The sequence below is a fragment of the Ancylobacter defluvii genome, from assembly GCF_018390605.1.
In the GTDB taxonomy this organism is placed as follows: Bacteria; Pseudomonadota; Alphaproteobacteria; order Rhizobiales; family Xanthobacteraceae; genus Ancylobacter; species Ancylobacter defluvii.
Genome location: NZ_JAHBGD010000024.1, coordinates 886,202 through 903,824, shown reverse-complemented (window position 1 = coordinate 903,824; position 17,623 = coordinate 886,202). Strand labels below are relative to the sequence as shown.

Below are 17,623 nucleotides of genomic sequence, written 5' to 3'. Positions count from 1 at the left end.
CTCGTCGTGCCAATCCAACGGCGTCAATTCCGACGGCGTCAATTCCGACGACACGAGGCCGGCGGCATCATGTCAGGTTGCGCAACGCCGAGGCGAGCATTTACCACGTTTGTTGTCCGTACGAACATAGCCGGGCGGAAATGGCGATCATTTCGAAACATCTTCGATATTTCATCGATAATCGAGGTATCATAATCGGGTGATCGGCAAAAAGGGGGAACCGCGATGATGATGCATGACTTCACCACCCGGCACTGGATTGCCGCGATCCTGATTCTGCTGCTGGCGGTCGGGGCGTTCCTGTTCAGCTGGACATGATCCTGACTCAGCTTCTGGTCATTGTCACATTCGCTGCCTATCTGTGGGAGCGCTGGCCGCACCTGCTGCCGGCGGATATGGGCGAGAGGAGCGGTTCAGGTCGTGCAGGGCGATAAATCGACGGGTGGCGCCACCGCCGACGGCACGGCCGATCTCGACAACGAGGCCACGCGTCTCTCCGATGTCCTCACCGGCATCGCGTCCGACGAGACGCGCGAGCGCATCGCCATCGGCGACCTGCTGGCGGCGATGCAGGAGCGCGCCTTCGGGCCGCTGATGCTGGTGTTCGCGCTGCCCAACGTGCTGCCGACCCCGCCGGGCACCTCCACCATTCTCGGCGCGCCGCTGATCTTCCTCACCGCCCAGCTGGCGCTCGGCCGCAATCCCTGGTTGCCGCCGCTGATCTCCCGCCGCTCGATTGCCCGGCGCGACTTCGCCGCCTTCGTCGGCAAGGCGGTGCCGTGGCTCGCCAAGGCGGAGAACCTGCTGCGGCCGCGCTTCGGCGCGCTGGCGCATCCGCCGGCGGAATATGTCGTCGGCATCATGTGCCTGGTGCTGGCGGTGGTTCTGGTGCTGCCGATCCCGCTCGGCAACATGCTGCCGGCGCTGGCGATCTGCATCCTCGCGCTCGGCATATTGGAGCGCGACGGCATCTGGGTGCTCGCCGGCATGACCGTGGCGTTCGCCTCGCTCGGCGTGGTCTCCGGCGTGGTCTGGGGCTTCGTGACCGCCGGGCTCTATCTCTTGAAGAGCTTCCTCGGCTGAGGGATGGCTGGCGCGCGACCTGCGCGCCACCGCCGCCCAGTCCCATGGCCGTTCAGCCCAATGGCCGCTCAGCCGGCGACCGCCTGCGCATTCGCCAGCGCCCGTGCCAGCATTTCCAGGCACTCCTCGGCCTGTTCCTGGCCGACCGAGTCGCCGCGCAGCCGCTGGGCAAGGTCGCGCAGGTCGCGGATCGCGACGTCGACGGCGGTCATCAGATCGATCTCCGGCTCGGGATCGGCGTGCGGTACCCGGACGGGGAAGGGAATCACATTACTCATCACGGCACTCGGCTGGGCGAATCACGCTTTCGCGTTTCCCGAACCTTGCCGGCAATTGGTTAACGCCATCCTCCACTTACCATCGCACCGGCCGGCGGCCGGCCCAAAAGGAAGGGCGGGCGCGGATGGAGGAACGATCCGCGCCCGCCCGCTGCCAGCCGGGGAGGGGGCGACCCCCGGCGGGAAGTTCAGCCGGTATCAGGCGTCGCAGCGCACCGGCCGGCGGGCCGGCTTGTCGTCGCGGGCGATGTGGCCGGCCGAGAAGGTCGCCAGCGCGATGAAGGCGGCGAAGATGGAGATGATCGTGGCGTTCAGCATGATGCGTGCTCCTCATGGGGGCGATCGGGCCGGCAGGGCCGCTCCGATCCGGTGTTGGCGGTATGTATCGCACGCGATATGATCCTTGGCGATATGAATTTTCATCCGCCCGGAACCGCCGCCCCGCACGAGCGTGTGATCGCGCAACGGCCTGCCCTGCGTCGGCGCAGCAAAGCCCTGCGACGTGCGCGGGTCACAAGCGGCGTGTTTGATGCTAGTCGTCTGGCAACATGGCCCCGGCCGGCCGATCCCCTGCGTCAGCCGCGCCCCGAAAGCCCCCAAGGAGATCTCACATGAGCGACGCCCCCGCGCTTTCCCCCATCGCCGCCTTCGCCAGCTGGGACAAGGACGACCAGGGGCGGCTGAAGATGTGGCCGCTGCAGGCCTTCACCACCGCGCTGATGAATGGCGAGGCGGTGGGGCTGCGCCTCGAGATCGGCGCACCGCCCAAGCCGGGCGAGCCGATCCCCGCCTTGCAGATCGTGCTGCGCCCCGAGCAGGTGCGCGAGCTCGCCAATGCGCTGGCCGAAGCGGAGGCGCGTCTGGCCGACGCGCATTTCGCCATCGTCGGCCGCGCCTGATCCCTTCTTTCCCAGTCAGCAGAACGGTAGCTTCATGACCAAGCTCGCGGATATCGGCGTCTATGGCCTCGCCACCATGGGCGCGAATCTCGCCCGCAACGCCGCCGGCAAAGGCTTCACCGTGGCGGTGGCCAACCGCAATCACGAGCGGACCGACGAACTCATCGCCGAACATGGCCATGAGGGCGCCTTCGTGCCGGCTCATGGCATCGCCGACTTCGTCGCTGCCATCGCCACGCCGCGGCCGATCCTGATCATGGTGAAGGCCGGCGCGCCGGTCGATGCGGTGATCGAGGAGCTGCTGCCGCATCTCGACCAGGGCGACATCATCATCGACGGCGGCAATTCGCTGTTCACCGACACCGCGCGGCGCAACGCCTACCTGAAGGGCAAGGGCTTCCGCTTCGTCGGCATGGGCGTGTCCGGCGGCGAGGAGGGGGCGCTGATCGGCCCCTCCATGATGCCAGGCGGCGAGGTTGAGGCCTATGAGCGGGTGGCGCCGATGTTCACCCGCATGGCGGCGCAGGTCGACGGCGAGCCGTGCTGCACCCATATCGGCCCCGATGGCGCCGGCCACTATGTGAAGATGGTGCATAACGGCATCGAATATGCCGACATGCAGCTGATCGCCGAGGCCTATGACCTGCTGAAGACGCTGCATGGTCTGGACGCCCCCGCCATTGGCGAGATCTTCGCCGAGTGGAACAAGGGCGAACTCGATTCTTACCTGATCGAGATCACCGCCGAGGTGCTGAAGAAGACCGATGCCTCGACCGGCAAGCCGCTGGTCGACGTCATCACCGACGAGGCCGAGCAGAAGGGCACCGGCCTGTGGACCTCGAAGTCGGCGCTGGATCTCGGCGTGCCGCTGACCGCCATCACCGAGGCGGTGTTCGCCCGCGTGCTGTCGAGCCGGCGCGGCCAGCGCATCGAGGCGGAAGGGCTGCTGGTCCATGCCAAGCCGCCGGCAACGCTGGCCAGCGATGAGGCCATCGAGGCGATCCGCGCCGGGCTGTATGCCTCGAAGATCGTCGCCTATGCCCAGGGCTTCCAGCAGTTGCAGGTCGCCTCCGACGAATATGGCTGGAACCTCAAGCTCGGCGATCTCGCCACCATCTGGCGCGGCGGCTGTATCATCCGTGCCCGCTTCCTCAACCGTATCCGCGAAGCCTATGGCGACGGCGCTCCGGTATCGAGCCTGCTGTTCGAGCCGTATTTCCGCGAGGCGGTGCTGGCCGCCGAGCCGAAATGGCGCAAGGTGGTGGGCGAGGCGATCGCCGCCGGCGTGCCGACCCCGGCCTTCTCCTCGGCGCTGGCCTATTATGACGGGCTGCGCCGCGCCCGCGGGCCGGCCAACCTGCTGCAGGGGCTGCGCGACTATTTCGGCGCCCACACCTATGGCCGGCTCGACAAGCCCGGCAAGTACCACACCCGCTGGGCGCAGGACGGGTCCGAAGTGAAGGCGTGAGGGGCGGGGCCGGTTTCTCTCCTCACCCGAACCGGCTGATGCCGGGTTCGCGCGCGATGATGTCGAAGCCGGAGATTTCCGGCTTTCGGCTTCAAGGAGAGAGTGAGATTGTCCCTCCATATGTCCCACGCGATCACCGATCTGCAACTGGCCGGAGCGGCATCGACCTTCCAGGAGCGCGGCCGGAAGGCCTGCTCTCCTGGCGGTCCCCCAGCCTACACATCCTCTCGCGACCGATAGCCGCTCTCAGGAAGGCTGAAGCCCGCCTTCGCCTTCAGACTCTCTCAACTTCGAGAAGCTGTTCAGCCATCTTGTAGATGCTCTCCGCGACCGTCGACAGAGCGGCATCACGATCTGGCCAGGTGGCGATGGCCTTGGCGTCCTTAGGCAGCGCCTGAAGCTTTCCAAAAGGAGCGTGGTGCCACAAACATTGACGAGCTATCACGGGAATGACCCTAGCCTCGCTCGCGTCGTGGCGCTCCATCGCCCGCTTCAACTCGATGTCGTAGCAGTAGCGTGAATTGATGAAATCGACGCTGATCACGAGGATAATGATGTCGGCGACATCCAGGTTCTTCGAGATTACATTGCCCCATTCCTCTCCAGGTTTAATCTGGCGGCCGTCCCAGCTTTCGACCAACCCCATATGGGTGAGTGGGTAAAGGTGCTTGACCAATTCCTGCTTCAATTCCTCATCACTGTGACTATAGGAGAGGAAAACCTTCAAGGATTTCCTGGGTGCAATGCGAGTCGGAAAATCGACGAAGCGGACCTTGCCGCCCTGGCCTGGAGCCGGCTTAATCAGCTTCTGGGCCAGCAACGACGCCTTTACTTTGTCGTAGCGATCATCTGCCCAGCCCAATGAGCTACGCATCTCGGCATTGCTGATGGCAATATCCTCGCCTTGGCAAAGCTTCTCCAAACGCTCAAGAAATCTGTCGTTAAAAGACTTGATCGGTTTACGGGCTCTTTTCATCATCCGCCCGAATCCTTTGATTCGCACCAGAATTTCAAATTCGATTGATAAATCTGTCTTCCGCCATTGCCAAGATGGAGTTGACAGCACGAAGTTCGATATCGATCAGCTCTCCCCTGATCGCATACTCTTGACCGAATGCTCTGAAATACCGGTCAGACCGATAATCTCGGAAAGGCCGACCTCAACGGAAGGTCCCCGCAGCGCCCGGATCCGAAGATCCATCGAGGCACGGCCGTGATTATTCGAGGCTCGCGCCTCGGGGCGAGGATGCTTCTCATGACAAGGCCGGGAGGCGAGAACAGCCCCCGCTCCCCTCACGCCGCCAGATATTGCGCGTCGGACTGGTCGAGGCGGCGGCGCATCTGGGTCACCACCAGCGCCTCGTCGGGGGCGCAGTTCTCGTAGGAAAGCCGTTCGCCGGCGCGGATCGGCCGCAGCACCCGCGCGTTCTCGGCGAGGCCGAGGGGAAGCGCGAATTCGTCGCGCGCCGCTCGCCACTCCATCGCGAAGCCGCGATAATCATACTCGCCGATCTTGCCGAGCAGCTGACCCGGCTTGAGGTCGCGCTTGGCCACCGCCGTGCACTCGGCCACCGGATGGTCGAGCACCTCCATGTCCGGGCGGCCGTGCAGCACCGCGCGCACCGCCGACAGCGGCACCTCGAGGCTGGTGAGGTGATAGGGGCGCACCAGCGCGAAGCACGGGCCCGTTCCCACTTTCAGATCCGCCATGCGCTCGATCACTCGCGGATGCCGTGGCTTCACCACGCAGAACACGCCGGGCGCCACGCCCTTGCCGATGGAATAATCGACCACGCCGGAACGCGAGAGCAGACCGCCATCCTCCCGGGTGCACAGCACCTGCGCCAGTTCCTCGCGGGTGGCGGTCGGGCCGTGCATGCCCGGCACGTCGGGGACGAGGCCGGTGGCGTTGGCGAGCGCGGTCATCTCCACCATGGTCTTGGAGCCGTCGACGAACTCCACCAGCATGCGCGGGTTCATGTTGCGCGCGCGCGCCTCGGCCTCGAATTCGTCGGGAATCGCGTCGAACTTCAACGGGTTGTTCTTGCCCTTGCCGGCGGCGACGATCTCGAAGCCGAGAGACTGGGCGAAGCCGATCAGCTCGATGGTGGCGGCCGGCTCGTCGCCGGCGGCGCCGGTGAGCACCACCCCGGCCTTGCGGGCCTCCTGCTTCAGCCAGCGGCCGATGGTGATGTCGGCCTCGACATTCAGCATCACCACATGCTTGCCGTGGTGCATGGCGTCCAGCGCCACCTCGGTGCCGACATTCGGATTGCCGGTGGCGTCGATCACCACGTCGATGCGGCCGGCGGCGCAGAAGGCGCGGAAATCGTCGGTGATGGCGATCTGGCCGGCCTCGATGGCGCGGTCGACGGCGGCGGGGGTCGAGGCGGAGACGAGGTCGCCGCGCGCATGGCCGGCCATCAGCGCGGCATCGATGGCGGCCTGGCCGTCGATCTCCGAAATCGCGCCGATGCGCACGCCCGGCATCAGCGCCACCTGCACCACGAGGTCGGTGCCCATTTGCCCAGCGCCGGCGAGGCCGATCGTGACCGGGCCATGCGCCTGCGTCCACCTATCCAGTTCGGCGGCGAGACCCGACCGCGCGATCCTGTTATCGACGTACATGGCAAACTCCCGGGCAGCGCGGCCGTGAACCGCACATCAGCGCCCTTCGGTTACCCGACATTTGTTCCGTGTCAAATGCGGATGTGACTTTCGGGCTCAGAATTGCGCGCCCGCAGCGGTCAGCACGCGCGCCGCCGTCGCCTCGTCGGTGATGAACACGGTGGGACGCAGCAGCCGCAGCGCGCCGAGGATCGCCTCGGTCTTGCCCGGCCCGCCGGAGGTGAGGATGCGCTGCGGCGTCGCGCACAGCGTCTCCAGCGGGATCGACATCACCCGCGTATTGATCGGGTGGTCGACCGGGCGGCCTTCGATGTCGATGAAGTTGTAGGCGATGTCGCCCACCGCGCCGGCCGCCACCAGCGATTCCCAGTCCGCCGGCGAGAAGAAGCCGAATCGCAGCGAGGTGCTGGTCTCCTCCATCTCGCCGACGCTCAGCACCACCGCGTCCATCTCGCGGGCGCGGTTATAGACGTTGGAGAGGCCGCAGCGCTCGATCAGCGCCCGCTTGGTCTCGACGCTGTCGACGATCGCCGGGGCGGCGATGAGGTGGCAGTCGGCCTGGAACAGCCGCGACAGCTGCCAGGCGAATTCGGACGGGTTGTACTGCTTGGCCTTGGTGATGCCGCCGAGCAGCGACACCACGGACAGGTTGCTCACCGACTTCTCGTCGATGAAGCCGAGCGCCCGCATCAGCGTGCGGCCCCAGCCGAAACCGATGGTCATGTCGGAGGCGATCAGCTCGGAGATGAACTGGCCGGTGGCGGCGCCGATGGCGTGGGTGGCGTCGGCTTCCGGGCCGGACACCGGCGCGACGATCGCCTCCTTGAGGCCGAAGGTCTTCTGCAGCCCCATTTCCAGGCGCGGCAGCTCGGCGATCTCGCGCGAAAGCGAGATCTTGACCTCGTTGAGGCTGCGGGCATCGGCCAGCAGCCGCACCACGGTGACGCGGCCGATGTCGAGCGCCTCGGCGATGGCGCTCTGCGTCATGCCCTCGACATAGTACATCCAGGCGGCGCGCAGCCGCAGGCGCGCCGAGCGCCGGCCGGTGGCGCTGAGGCCGGAATAGGCATCCGCGGCAGCGGTGGCGGGATTCGCTTTCGCAGCGCCTTCGGACATCTAACCCCGTCTCTCCATCATTCTCCCCCCGATGCTATAGAGGAGAGGCCCTCTCTCTTCAAATACTGCCCGCTGGGCGGGTGAGATTTCCGCCGGGCGGAAAAACCGGCGCCGTCCCCCGGAGATCCGCCGCGCGACCCGGCGGATAAGCGAAATGCCGCTTGAGGTGGCCCTCAATCGGGGGCAGAGTCCCGCCTCATGCCCGACACCTCAGACAAGCTGATGCTCGACGATTTCCTGTGTTTCGCCGTCTATTCGGCGAACCACGCGTTCAATCGCGTCTACAAGCCGCTGCTCGACCGGCTCGGCCTCACCTATCCGCAATATCTCGCCATGGTGACGCTGTGGGCGCAGGACGGGCTCACCGTCGGGCAGATCGGCGACAAGGTGCTGCTGGAGACCAACACCCTGACCCCGCTGTTGAAGCGGCTGGAGACCGCCGGGCTGGTGCGCCGGGTGCGCGACGCGCAGGACGAGCGGCAGGTGCGCATCCATCTCACCGAGAAGGGCCGTTCGCTCAAGGCCGAGGCGCTGGCGGTGCCGAAGGAGATGGGCGTCTGCCTCGCCCGCGACCGCCAGGCGGTGGAGCGGCTGACCGGCGAACTGGCCGCCCTGCGCGACACGCTGCTCGCCAAGACGAGAAGCTGAGACCACGAAAAGCTGAGACCCGAAAGCTGAGACCGGAAAGCTGAGGCGGCGAAAATCCGATCTCCGCCGCGTGCCGACTGTTCCCGAGGCCTTCGCATCGAGGCCGGCTTGCCCGCATTCGGGAGGGGGCGGCCCGGCTATTCCGCCGGCGCAGGTTCGGCCGCCGCGGGCGGCGCGGCGTCCAGCAACAGGCCGCCGCCCTCGATGAAGCGGCGATGCTTGCCGATCTGCTCGGCGAGGAAGTCGAGAAACGCCCGCACCCGTGGCGCATGGCGCAGGTCCGGGTGGGTCAGCAGCCACAGATCGGCGGCGAAGTCCGGCACCGGCGGGGTGAGCCGCACCAGCGAGGGCCGGGCGTCGCCGATCATGCAGGGGATATGGCCGATGCCGAGCCCGGCCTCCACCGCCTCGGCGAGGCCGAGCACGGTATTGACGCGATAGGCGACATTCTCCGGCGGCACGTGCTTCTGCACATATTTCACCGCCTTCAGCGCCCCCATGGTCTCGCCGAGCGCCACCCAGTTGCAAGTTGACAGGCTGGCCTCGTCCACCGCCGCCGGATCGGGGAAATCCTCGGCGCGGCCATAGAGCGCCCAGGCGATGCGGGCGAGGCGGCGGCCGACCAGGTTCTCCGGCGGGTTGTCGGTGGCGCGGATGGCGACGTCGGCGTCGCGCCGCGACAGGTTCAACGCCTGGTTGGACAAGACGATGTCGAGCTGCACCTGCGGATAGCGGCGGCGGAAATCGGCCATCATCGGGATCAGGAGGTGAATCAGCAGCGAATCCGGCGTGGTGACGCGCAGTTCGCCGCAGGGCGCCGGCTCGCGCCCGGCGATGCGCCGGCCGGTGGAGGTGATCTCGTCGTCGAGCCGCTGCGCCAGCGCCACCAGTTCCTCGCCGGCGGGAGTGAGCGCATAGCCGGTGCGGTGGCGCTCGAACAGCGTGGTGCCGATGGCCTCCTCGATCTGCTTCAGCCGCCGGAACACCGTGGAATGGTTCACGCCGATCTGCGCCGCCGCCGCCGGCAGGCCCTTGGCATCCGCCACCGCCTTGATCAGGCGGAAATCATCCCAGGCGAGATTCTTGAACGGATCGGCCATGGCGCATGCCCTCATTGCAGTGCCCCCTACATATCAGCACAACGCAGATTGCGTCAATGCAATTGAAATGACGTGGCAAGCCGAAGTTCCGGGCATATTTGTAGATCCACGAGAGGGCGCCACCGCAAACGACCCGGCGCTCCAGAGAGGGCAAGACCATGACCGACACCCAGATCCGCAACGGCATCCACCACGTCACCGCGATTGCTGGCAATGCGCGGCGCAATGTCGAGTTCTACACCCGCACCCTCGGGCTGCGGCTGGTGAAGAAGACCGTCAATTTCGACGATCCCGGCACCTATCACTTCTATTATGGCGACGAGACCGGCGCCCCCGGCACCATCCTCACCTTCTTCCCGTGGGACCATGTGGCGCCCGGCCGGCTCGGCATCGGCGAGACGCAGGAAACCGCGTTCCGGGTGCCGGAAGCCTCGATCGGCTACTGGACGCACCGCTTCGTCGACAAGGGCGTCGCCTATCAGGCGCCGGTGAAGCGCTTCGGCCAGACCGTGCTGGCGTTCAAGGATCCGCACGGCATGCGCCTGGCGCTGATCGGCGTGGCCGGCATCGAGAACGAGGCGGCCTGGATCGGCACCGACGTTCCCGCCGAGCATGCCATTCGCGGCTTCCACTCGGTGAACCTGCTGCTCGCCGAGGCGGCGCCCACCGGCGCCATCCTGACCGACGTGCTCGGCTTCAAGGAGATCGGCCGCGAGGGTTCGCTGGTGCGCTTCCAGGCGGAAGGCACCGGGATCGGCGGCATTGTCGACATTCATGAGGCCGGCGGCTTCCTGCCGGCGCGCATGGGCGGCGGCTCGGTGCACCACATCGCCTTCCGCGCCGCCGACGACGCGGCGGAATTCGAGATGGTGAAGAAGCTGCAGGAGAACCACGGCATCCGCACCACCGAGCAGAAGGACCGCAACTACTTCCGGTCCGTCTACTTCCGCGAGCCCGGCCACGTGCTGTTCGAGATCGCCACCGACATTCCCGGCTTCGCCGCCGACGAACCGGTGGCCCGTCTCGGCGAGGCGTTGAAGCTGCCGGACTTCCTGGAGAGCCGCCGCGCCAATATCGAGGCGGTGCTTCCCGACGTCGCCTGACGCCTCGCACGCGGCCCGTTCCCCGCGCGTGTCCGCCGCTCCGCCTCCTCGTGAGGCGGAGCGGGCCTTCCCCTTCGCCTGACAGGAGGCTTCCATGAATGCCATCCCCCGCCCTTCCGCCGCCTCGACCTTCATCCACCGCTATGTCCCGGCCTCCGCGCCCGGCCGCCCGCCGGTGCTGCTGCTGCACGGCACCGGCGGCAATGAGGAGGACCTCCTCGGCCTCGGTGAGCGCGTGGCGCCCGGTTCGGCGCTGATCTCGCCGCGCGGCAAGGTGGCGGAGGGCGGCGCGAACCGGTTCTTCCGCCGCTTCGCCGAGGGTGTGTTCGACGAGGACGATCTCATCGCGCGCACCCACGAGCTTGCCGATTTCGTCGCGGCGATCCGGGCGCAGGAAGGGCTTCCGGCGCCGGTGGCGCTGGGCTTCTCCAACGGCGCCAACATCGCCGCGGCGCTGCTGCTGCTGCGCCCCGAGGTGCTGGCCGGCGCGGTGCTGCTGCGGGCGATGGCACCGTTCCGCAACCCGCCGCAGGCGGCGATCCCCGGCACGCCGGTGCTGCTGCTCTCCGGCGATATGGACCCGATCGTACCGGCGGAGAACGCCGCCCGCCTCGCCGCGACGCTGACGGGTGCCGGCGCCGAGGTGACGCATCAGGTGCTGCCGACCGGCCATGGCCTGTCTTCGCCGGACCTGAGCCTGACGCACCAGTTCCTCGCCGGCCTTGGCACGCCGGCCGGCTAAGGCAGGCACTCCTGCCTCCCGCGAGCGGGGCCGACTGTCGCCATGCATGAACAGGACCGCCGCCGCACCATGGAACCGGCGGCGGTCCTGCGCATTGCCGGTCAGGTGCGGCTGGATCGGCGCCGCTCCCCCTATTATGGTCCGGCTTCGGATCGTGATGGCCGGCGGGTGACAGGTTCAGGAGGCGACCATGCGGTGGGAAGATTTCCGGCGCAGCGACAATGTCGAGGACCGACGGGGCCAGGGTGGCGGCTTCGGCGGTCGCATGCCCGGCGGGCGCGGCGGGCTCGGCATTGGCGGACTGATCATTGTCGGCCTCATCGCCTGGGCCACCGGCATCAACCCGGCGGTGCTGATCGGCGGCGCCGAGATCCTGATGGGCGGCGGCAGCGGCCAGTCCCAGCAGCAGCAACAGACCCCGAGCACGCCGCGCAGCGCGCCGGACGACCAGCTCGGCCAGTTCGCCGCCGCGGTTCTCGCCCAGACCGAGGATGTGTGGTCGGCGATCTTCAAGGAGCAGGGCAAGACCTATCGCGACCCCGGCATGGTGCTGTTCTCCGGCGTCACCCGCTCGGCCTGCGGCACGGCGCAGTCGGCGATGGGGCCGTTCTATTGCCCCAACGACCAGAAGGTCTATCTCGACCTTTCCTTCTTCCAGGAGATGAAGACCCGCTTCCGCGCCTCGGGCGACTTCGCCGCCGCCTATGTGATCGCGCATGAGGTCGGCCACCATGTCGAGAACCAGATCGGCCTGCTCGCCAAGGTGCAGGAGCGCCAGAGCCAGGTGTCGCGCGCCGAGGCCAACCAGCTTTCCGTGCGCGTCGAACTGATGGCCGATTGCCTCGCCGGGGTATGGGCCAATCACGCCGACCAGCGCTTCAAGATCCTCGAGGACGGCGATATCGAGGAAGCGCTGAACGCCGCCTCCGCCATCGGCGACGACCGGCTGCAAAAGCAGTCGCAGGGCTATGCGGTGCCGGACAGCTTCACTCATGGCACCTCGGCGCAGCGGGTGAGCTGGTTCAAGCGCGGGCTGCAATCCGGCTCGCTGCAGCAGTGCAACACCTTCAACAACAGCAATATGTGAGGGCCGGGCTCAGAACCGCGGCGCGGCCGGTGCGGCCGGGTCTCGAAAGACGCCGGTGGCGACCACATATGGGGCTTCCGCACGTTTTCGAGGCCGCTTCACATGTCGCTTCCGCAGACCCCCGCCGCCGAGCGTCCCTTCGTGCCGCTGGCCATCGCGGTGCTGACCGTCTCCGACACCCGCACCCGCGCCGATGACCGTTCCGGCGACACGCTGGCCGCGCGCATCGAGGCCGCCGGCCATCGCCTCGCCGACCGCGCCATCGTGCCTGATGATGTCGAGGCGATCCGTGCCCGCGTCGCCGGCTGGATCGCCGATGCCGGCATCGACGTCGTCGTCACCACCGGCGGCACCGGCTTCACCGGCCGCGACGTGACGCCGGAGGCGGTGGAGCCGCTGTTCGAGAAGCGGATGGAGGGCTTCTCCACCGTGTTCCACATGGTCTCGTTCGCCAAGATCGGCACCTCGACGCTGCAGAGCCGGGCGACGGCCGGCGTGGCCAACGCCACCTATGTGTTCTGCCTGCCGGGCTCGCCGGGTGCCTGCCGCGACGGCTGGGACGAGATCCTGGTAAAGCAGCTCGATATTCGCCACCGGCCGTGCAATTTCGTCGAGATCCTGCCCCGGCTCGACGAGCATCTGAAGCGCGACAAGGCGAAGAGCTGAACCGTCGGCGGATGCGGGCCGGCGGGACTACGCCGCCGGCAGCAGCATGTGCGAGCGCAGCAGCACCATGCGGCCGCGGCCGATGCGCCCGACCAGCCGCTGCGGCGCCCACTCGCCATCCGCATGGCCGCCGAGCCGCTGATAGAGCCGCTGGTGGATCAGCAGCCCCTGTTCCGGCCGCGCGCGGCCGGTGGTGACCTGCCACAATACCGTCGCCGTCTCCTTGAACCGGGTGCCGAGGCCGAAGCCGTCGAGGGCGGGGCGGAAGCTGGCCGCGCGCGCCTCGGCGCCGCCGGTGCGCTCGGCCTGATCGATGAAGCTGCGCACCTCGCGCGTCCAGCCTTCCTGCAGCAGCCCGGCAGGTTCGAGGAACATCAGCCACGGGCCGCGCGCCGCCTGCGCCCCGAGCCGCAGCCGCGCCCCCCGATCGGCCGGGCCGGCGAGATATTCGCAGCCGGCGGCATCGGCGACCTCGGCGATCTCGTTGGAAGCGTGCGCCGCGCCATCCACCAGCAGCACCTCGCGCACCAGCCCGGCCGCCGCGCCGGGAACCAGCGCTGCCAGGGTGGGTATCAACAAATTGCCCGACTCGCGTGTCGGAATCACCACCGAGATCACGCGGCCCGCCATCCCCGTCTTGCGCCGAACCTGCCGGCGGCTGTCATAAATCCATGAGCCGCCTTGGCGGTGGCTCCCGCAAATCCGTGAGCCGCCTTGGCGGCGGCCCTCGCAAATCCCTAAGCCGCCTTGGCGGCAGCTCCTGAAAATCCTTGGGCCACCATCAAGGGCAGCTTCCGCAAATCCTTGTGTTGCCTACAACACAAGGCTGGGCAGGTGAAGCGGGATGCCGGGCGAATTCTACGATGTTCTTGATATGTTCCCATGGTTGCGCTAGCTTCGAACCATGGAACGCCGCATCGCCCCCTCCGCCGATCCCGCAGCCGCCCTGCGGCCGCCGCCTGTCCTGCCCGCCCCGAAGCATCTCGGGCGGCTGGCGGAGGAGCGTCGTGCCCGTCGCGCGGCGGAGGAGGCGGCCGCGGCGCGCGATGCCGCCGCCGTCGCCGACCTCGATCTGCCGGCAGAGGGCGAAGGCGCCATCCCGGCGGTGGAGGCCGAGCGGCGGCGCGGGCGCGGCGCGCTCTCCAATGCCGCCGGCCGTTTCGAGCCGCATGCGCGCGAGGCTTTCGACGATGGCTGGCAGAGCCTCGACGACCTGCCCGCCTTCAAGACCACAGTGACGCCGGAGCGGGCACGCACCATCATCACCCGCAACGACTCCCCCGATGTCGGCTTCGATCGCTCGATCAATCCCTATCGCGGCTGCGAGCATGGCTGCGTCTATTGCTTCGCGCGGCCAACCCACGCCTATCAGGGCTATTCCGCCGGGCTCGATTTCGAGACCAAGCTGTTCGCCAAGCCGGACGCGCCGGAATTGCTGGCCAAGGAACTCTCCAAGCCGGGCTACGAGCCGCGCACCATCGCGCTCGGCATCAACACCGACAGCTACCAGCCGATCGAGAAGGAATGGCGGTTGACGCGGCGCATCCTGGAGGTGCTGAGCGACTTCGGCCATCCGGTCGGCATCGTCACCAAATCGGCGCTGATCCTGCGCGACCTCGACATTCTCGCACCGATGGCCGAGCGGGGGCTGGTGAAGGTGGCGCTTTCGGTGACCTCGCTCGACCACAAGCTGGCGCGGGTGATGGAGCCGCGCGCCGCCACCCCGCAGCGGCGCATCGAGGCGATCCGCCGGCTCTCCGAGGCCGGCGTGCCGACGGCGGTGCTGGTGGCGCCGGTGATCCCGGCGATCAACGATGCCGAGATCGAGCGCATCCTCGACGCCGCCGTCGCCGCCGGGGCCGGGGAGGCCGGCTATGTGATGCTGCGCCTGCCGCTGGAGATCCGCGACCTGTTCAAGGAATGGCTGCTGGCGAACTTTCCCGACCGCTACCGCCACGTCTTGTCGCTGGTGAAGGAACTGCATGGCGGCAAGGAATATGACGCCGCCTTCGGCCAGCGCATGACCGGCTCCGGCCCCTATGCCTGGACGGTGGCGCGCCGCTTCGAGCTCGCCACCCAGCGACTGGAGCTGAACCGGCGCAGCGTGCGGCTCACCACCCGGCACTTCCGCCGCCGGCCGCAGAAGGGCGAACAATTGTCGCTGTTCGGCGAGACGGGATGAGGATCACGGGCATGTCGCGGGACATGCGGGCAGCCGGTCGCCGTTGCTGCGTGGGGGCGGGGCGTCGGATTAACCGACGGCTTAACTCCGCTGGCTTGGCGGTGTCGGCCGTGCCGGCGGGCGGTGGCGGCCGCGGGAGCCGGCAGGCGGCCGGCTGTTGGATCGGAGAGACGGGACATGCTGCCAGTGGCTGACGTGGCGAGCGTTTAGCCTCGCCGCCAGTGGCTGACATTGTGTCGGCTCAGTCCCGCTGAAGGCGGCTGACATTGCGAGCGTGCGGATTTGCGGCCGGCTGCTGAGATAGCAACGGCGCAGCCTTGCAGCGCCGTCCTCTCCGCCCGGCGGATGGGCTGCGGAGCGGCATGGCGGCCGAAATCGTGTCGGTCAGAATCGGAGGGGAGGAAAAGATGTCTATGGGTATGGTGGATCGGGCCGTGGCCGGCAGGCGCGGAGCGGTGGCGGATGTCGAGGCAAGCCTGCCGCCGCTCGCCCTCTCGCTGGTGACGCTGGGGGTCGCGGATCTCGCGGCATCGGCGGCGTTCTATGGGGCGCTCGGCATGGTGCGGCGGGATCGCGCGACGACGGGCGTGGTCTTTTTCCAGGCGGATGGCCGGCGGCAGCCCGGCGCGGGAGGGGTGGTGCTGGCGCTGTATCCGCGCCATGAGCTCGCCGCCGATGCCGGGGTGATCCCCGGCCGTCCCGGCAGCTTCGGCGGCATCGCGCTCGCCTGCAACCGATCGAGCCGGGCGGAGGTCGATGCGACGCTGGCCCGGGCGATGGCGGCTGGCGGCCGGCCGCTGCGCCCGGCGCAGGACACCTTCTGGGGCGGCTATTCCGGCTATGTCGCCGACCCCGATGGCTATCCATGGGAGATCGCCCATAATCCCGGCTTTCCGCTCGACAGCGAAGGCCGGGTGATACTGCCGGAGTGACGGCGCCAGCGGGGGATCCGTGCCGACGTGTCGGGTGCGACCTGATCTGTGTCCTTGCCTGGTTCCAGACCCGAGCGACCAGACCCGAGCGTCCTGGTCTGGGGGCGGCCGACATGTCCATGGCTGTATCTGACGATGACGGCCGGCGCGGCGGGGCACCTGTTGCCGTCTTGGCGGGCGGCGGGCGAGGATCGGTTGTCGTCGTGCGCCGACAGGACCGCTGCCTCCTCGATGCCCGCAGCGAGGCCCGTGCCGCTGGCGAGGGATAGCGGCGCCTGCGGGCCGTAGGCCGATGGCAGTTGGCATCGCGCCGGTCGGCGATGTGATATCGGTTCGGCCATGAGAGGAAGGCGAAAGCGGCGACAGCTCCTCGCGACCTTAGGAGCCGTTGCAGCCACGATTTGGAGCCGAGGTTTTCGACCGAAGATCCCCACTCGCCGTGAACACGGCGCCCTAGCCGTCGTTTCCAAGAATGTGGTTCAGCCTTGTCCATGGAGGCTTTCCGCCGAGGGCTGAGTGAGGTCGGCTGCAGTTGTAGTCGTTTGCCCGCGGCCCGATGGTGGCGTGGCGCTCGTCGGATGTGGCATAGGGCCTGGCATAGGCCCATTCGCGCAGCTGGTCTGGATGAAGTGCTCGGCCTTGCCGTTGGTCTGCGGGGGTTATGGGCGGGTGCGGATCTGGCGGACGCCGGCTTTGGCGAGGGCTGCGGCGAAGCGCTTCGACCAAGAGGCGGAGCCGTTGTCGGTCATCACGCGCTCGACCTTGACGCCGAGACGGCGGAACCAGGCGAGCGTGCGTTCAAGGAAGGCGGCGGCGTCCTGGTCGAGGCGTGGTCCTGGCCGAGGCGGCAGCACTTCGACATGGGCCAGCCGCGAGGCGTCGTCGATCGCGACATGCAGATGATCCCAGCCGATGCCGCGATTGCGGCTTTGGCCGCTGCGGTTGCCGGTGATGCGATGACCGATCCCCTCGATCCGGCCCAGGCCCTTGATGTCGAGATGGATCAGTTCGCCTGGCGCGGCGCGCTCGGAGCGCACGAGCTCGGGCTTGGGTTCCAGCGCCGATAATCGGTTCAACCCCAGACGGCGAGGATGGCTCCCACGGTCGGGCGCGGCATGCCGAGCGCCGTCGCGATCTGCGGGCCGCTCAACCGCTGCCGCCGCAGCGCCTCGATCTCGGCGAGCCGTGGTGCAGGCGTCGCATGGAGACCGCGCCGAGGCGCCGAGCTGCGGTCATGGTGCCTGCCGCTCGCCGCCCTGCCAATGCCGCTGCAGCCAGGCATGCGCGGTCCATGTCGACACCGCCGCCGCCAGCGCCGCAGCCGTGACCGGCCACCCTCCCGCCACCCGTTCCGCCAGCAGGGCACGACCTGCCAACGTCAGACGAGCATTCTTGTGCACGTTCATCCGGGCACCTCCGGTCCAGGAGTTGGAGCTTCGCAACCCCAGCCTCTCAGGCCTCGCCCGGATGAACAACCTTCATAGCTTCGACAACTAGCTGGCCGGCGCGACCCTGGAAGCCGTTGCAGCAACGGTTTGGAGCCAAGGCTCTCGCCCGAAATTACCGGCTGGCCGTGAGCACGGCTCAGCCGAACCGACGCCCCCCGCGAGGCCGGGTCGGCTCTGTCGCGGCTTGGAGCCGAGGTCCTCGTCCGAAAATATCGGTCGGCCATGAGTACGGTGCAGTTGGAC

16 protein-coding genes and 1 pseudogene are annotated in these 17,623 nt (G+C 67.9%); 10 read left to right on the top strand and 7 right to left on the bottom strand.

Annotation, left to right across the window (positions count from 1 at the left end; all coding sequences use genetic code 11):
- Positions 1-420: 420 nt before the first annotated feature.
- Positions 421-1,083 (top strand): exopolysaccharide biosynthesis protein, encoded by a 663-nt coding sequence (locus KHC24_RS20380; protein WP_213365114.1) that lies wholly within the window; start codon positions 421-423, stop codon positions 1,081-1,083.
- Between the two features lie 68 nt (positions 1,084-1,151).
- Here KHC24_RS20380 and KHC24_RS20375 read toward each other — a convergent pair whose 3' ends face one another.
- Positions 1,152-1,361: a hypothetical protein gene (locus tag KHC24_RS20375; RefSeq protein ID WP_213365113.1), complete on the bottom strand. Its 210-nt coding sequence runs from the start codon at positions 1,359-1,361 to the stop codon at positions 1,152-1,154.
- Between the two features lie 611 nt (positions 1,362-1,972).
- On the opposite strand from KHC24_RS20375, the gene KHC24_RS20370 reads away from it, so the two are divergent.
- Both KHC24_RS20370 and gndA read left to right on the top strand, forming a co-directional pair.
- Positions 1,973-2,260, top strand: coding sequence for a hypothetical protein (locus KHC24_RS20370; protein WP_213365112.1), 288 nt, complete (start codon positions 1,973-1,975; stop codon positions 2,258-2,260).
- Positions 2,261-2,294: 34 nt separating this feature from the next.
- Positions 2,295-3,728, top strand: a complete 1,434-nt coding sequence (gene gndA, locus KHC24_RS20365; protein WP_213365111.1) for an NADP-dependent phosphogluconate dehydrogenase — start codon at positions 2,295-2,297, stop codon at positions 3,726-3,728.
- Positions 3,729-4,002: 274 nt separating this feature from the next.
- Here the strand turns inward: gndA and KHC24_RS20360 are convergent, their stop codons facing one another.
- From KHC24_RS20360 to KHC24_RS20350, 3 genes are all read right to left on the bottom strand, one after another.
- A complete protein-coding gene (locus KHC24_RS20360) occupies positions 4,003-4,707 on the bottom strand; it encodes a toll/interleukin-1 receptor domain-containing protein (RefSeq protein WP_213365110.1) in 705 nt (234 codons plus the stop codon).
- A gap of 314 nt (positions 4,708-5,021) precedes the next feature.
- Positions 5,022-6,356, bottom strand: coding sequence for an NAD(P)H-dependent oxidoreductase (locus KHC24_RS20355; RefSeq protein WP_213365109.1), 1,335 nt, complete (start codon positions 6,354-6,356; stop codon positions 5,022-5,024).
- A 96-nt stretch (positions 6,357-6,452) separates the two neighbouring features.
- A complete protein-coding gene (locus KHC24_RS20350) occupies positions 6,453-7,472 on the bottom strand; it encodes a sugar-binding transcriptional regulator (RefSeq protein ID WP_213365108.1) in 1,020 nt (339 codons plus the stop codon).
- A gap of 198 nt (positions 7,473-7,670) precedes the next feature.
- On the opposite strand from KHC24_RS20350, the gene KHC24_RS20345 reads away from it, so the two are divergent.
- Complete coding sequence (locus tag KHC24_RS20345) at positions 7,671-8,120, top strand: MarR family winged helix-turn-helix transcriptional regulator (protein ID WP_213365107.1); 450 nt, start codon at positions 7,671-7,673, stop codon at positions 8,118-8,120.
- Between the two features lie 137 nt (positions 8,121-8,257).
- Here KHC24_RS20345 and KHC24_RS20340 read toward each other — a convergent pair whose 3' ends face one another.
- Positions 8,258-9,220 carry a LysR family transcriptional regulator gene (locus KHC24_RS20340; protein WP_213365106.1) on the bottom strand — a complete coding sequence of 321 codons (963 nt, stop codon included), beginning with the start codon at positions 9,218-9,220 and terminating at the stop codon, positions 8,258-8,260.
- Between the two features lie 158 nt (positions 9,221-9,378).
- Between KHC24_RS20340 and KHC24_RS20335 the strand changes: the two genes are divergently transcribed.
- The 4 genes from KHC24_RS20335 to moaB all read left to right on the top strand — a co-directional run bounded on the left by KHC24_RS20335 (position 9,379) and on the right by moaB (position 12,818).
- Entirely contained in the window at positions 9,379-10,323 is a 945-nt protein-coding gene (locus KHC24_RS20335; RefSeq protein ID WP_213365105.1) for a ring-cleaving dioxygenase, read from the top strand.
- A gap of 94 nt (positions 10,324-10,417) precedes the next feature.
- Entirely contained in the window at positions 10,418-11,065 is a 648-nt protein-coding gene (locus KHC24_RS20330) for an alpha/beta hydrolase (protein WP_213365104.1), read from the top strand.
- A gap of 190 nt (positions 11,066-11,255) precedes the next feature.
- On the top strand, positions 11,256-12,152 hold the full coding sequence (ypfJ, locus tag KHC24_RS20325) for a KPN_02809 family neutral zinc metallopeptidase (protein WP_213365103.1): 897 nt from the start codon (positions 11,256-11,258) through the stop codon (positions 12,150-12,152).
- 102 nt (positions 12,153-12,254) lie between these two features.
- Positions 12,255-12,818, top strand: coding sequence for a molybdenum cofactor biosynthesis protein B (gene moaB / locus KHC24_RS20320; RefSeq protein WP_213365102.1), 564 nt, complete (start codon positions 12,255-12,257; stop codon positions 12,816-12,818).
- 27 nt (positions 12,819-12,845) lie between these two features.
- On the opposite strand, the gene KHC24_RS20315 is transcribed toward moaB, so the two are convergent.
- Complete coding sequence (locus tag KHC24_RS20315; RefSeq protein WP_246547192.1) at positions 12,846-13,448, bottom strand: glycosyltransferase family protein; 603 nt, start codon at positions 13,446-13,448, stop codon at positions 12,846-12,848.
- A gap of 274 nt (positions 13,449-13,722) precedes the next feature.
- On the opposite strand from KHC24_RS20315, the gene KHC24_RS20310 reads away from it, so the two are divergent.
- Together KHC24_RS20310 and KHC24_RS20305 are read left to right on the top strand one after the other, a co-directional pair.
- Positions 13,723-15,000, top strand: coding sequence for a PA0069 family radical SAM protein (locus KHC24_RS20310; protein ID WP_246547190.1), 1,278 nt, complete (start codon positions 13,723-13,725; stop codon positions 14,998-15,000).
- A 434-nt stretch (positions 15,001-15,434) separates the two neighbouring features.
- Complete coding sequence (locus KHC24_RS20305) at positions 15,435-15,932, top strand: VOC family protein (RefSeq protein WP_271180627.1); 498 nt, start codon at positions 15,435-15,437, stop codon at positions 15,930-15,932.
- A 453-nt stretch (positions 15,933-16,385) separates the two neighbouring features.
- On the opposite strand, the pseudogene KHC24_RS20300 reads toward KHC24_RS20305, so the two are convergent.
- Positions 16,386-17,338, bottom strand: a pseudogene (locus KHC24_RS20300) (IS481 family transposase).
- Positions 17,339-17,623 lie beyond the last annotated feature (285 nt).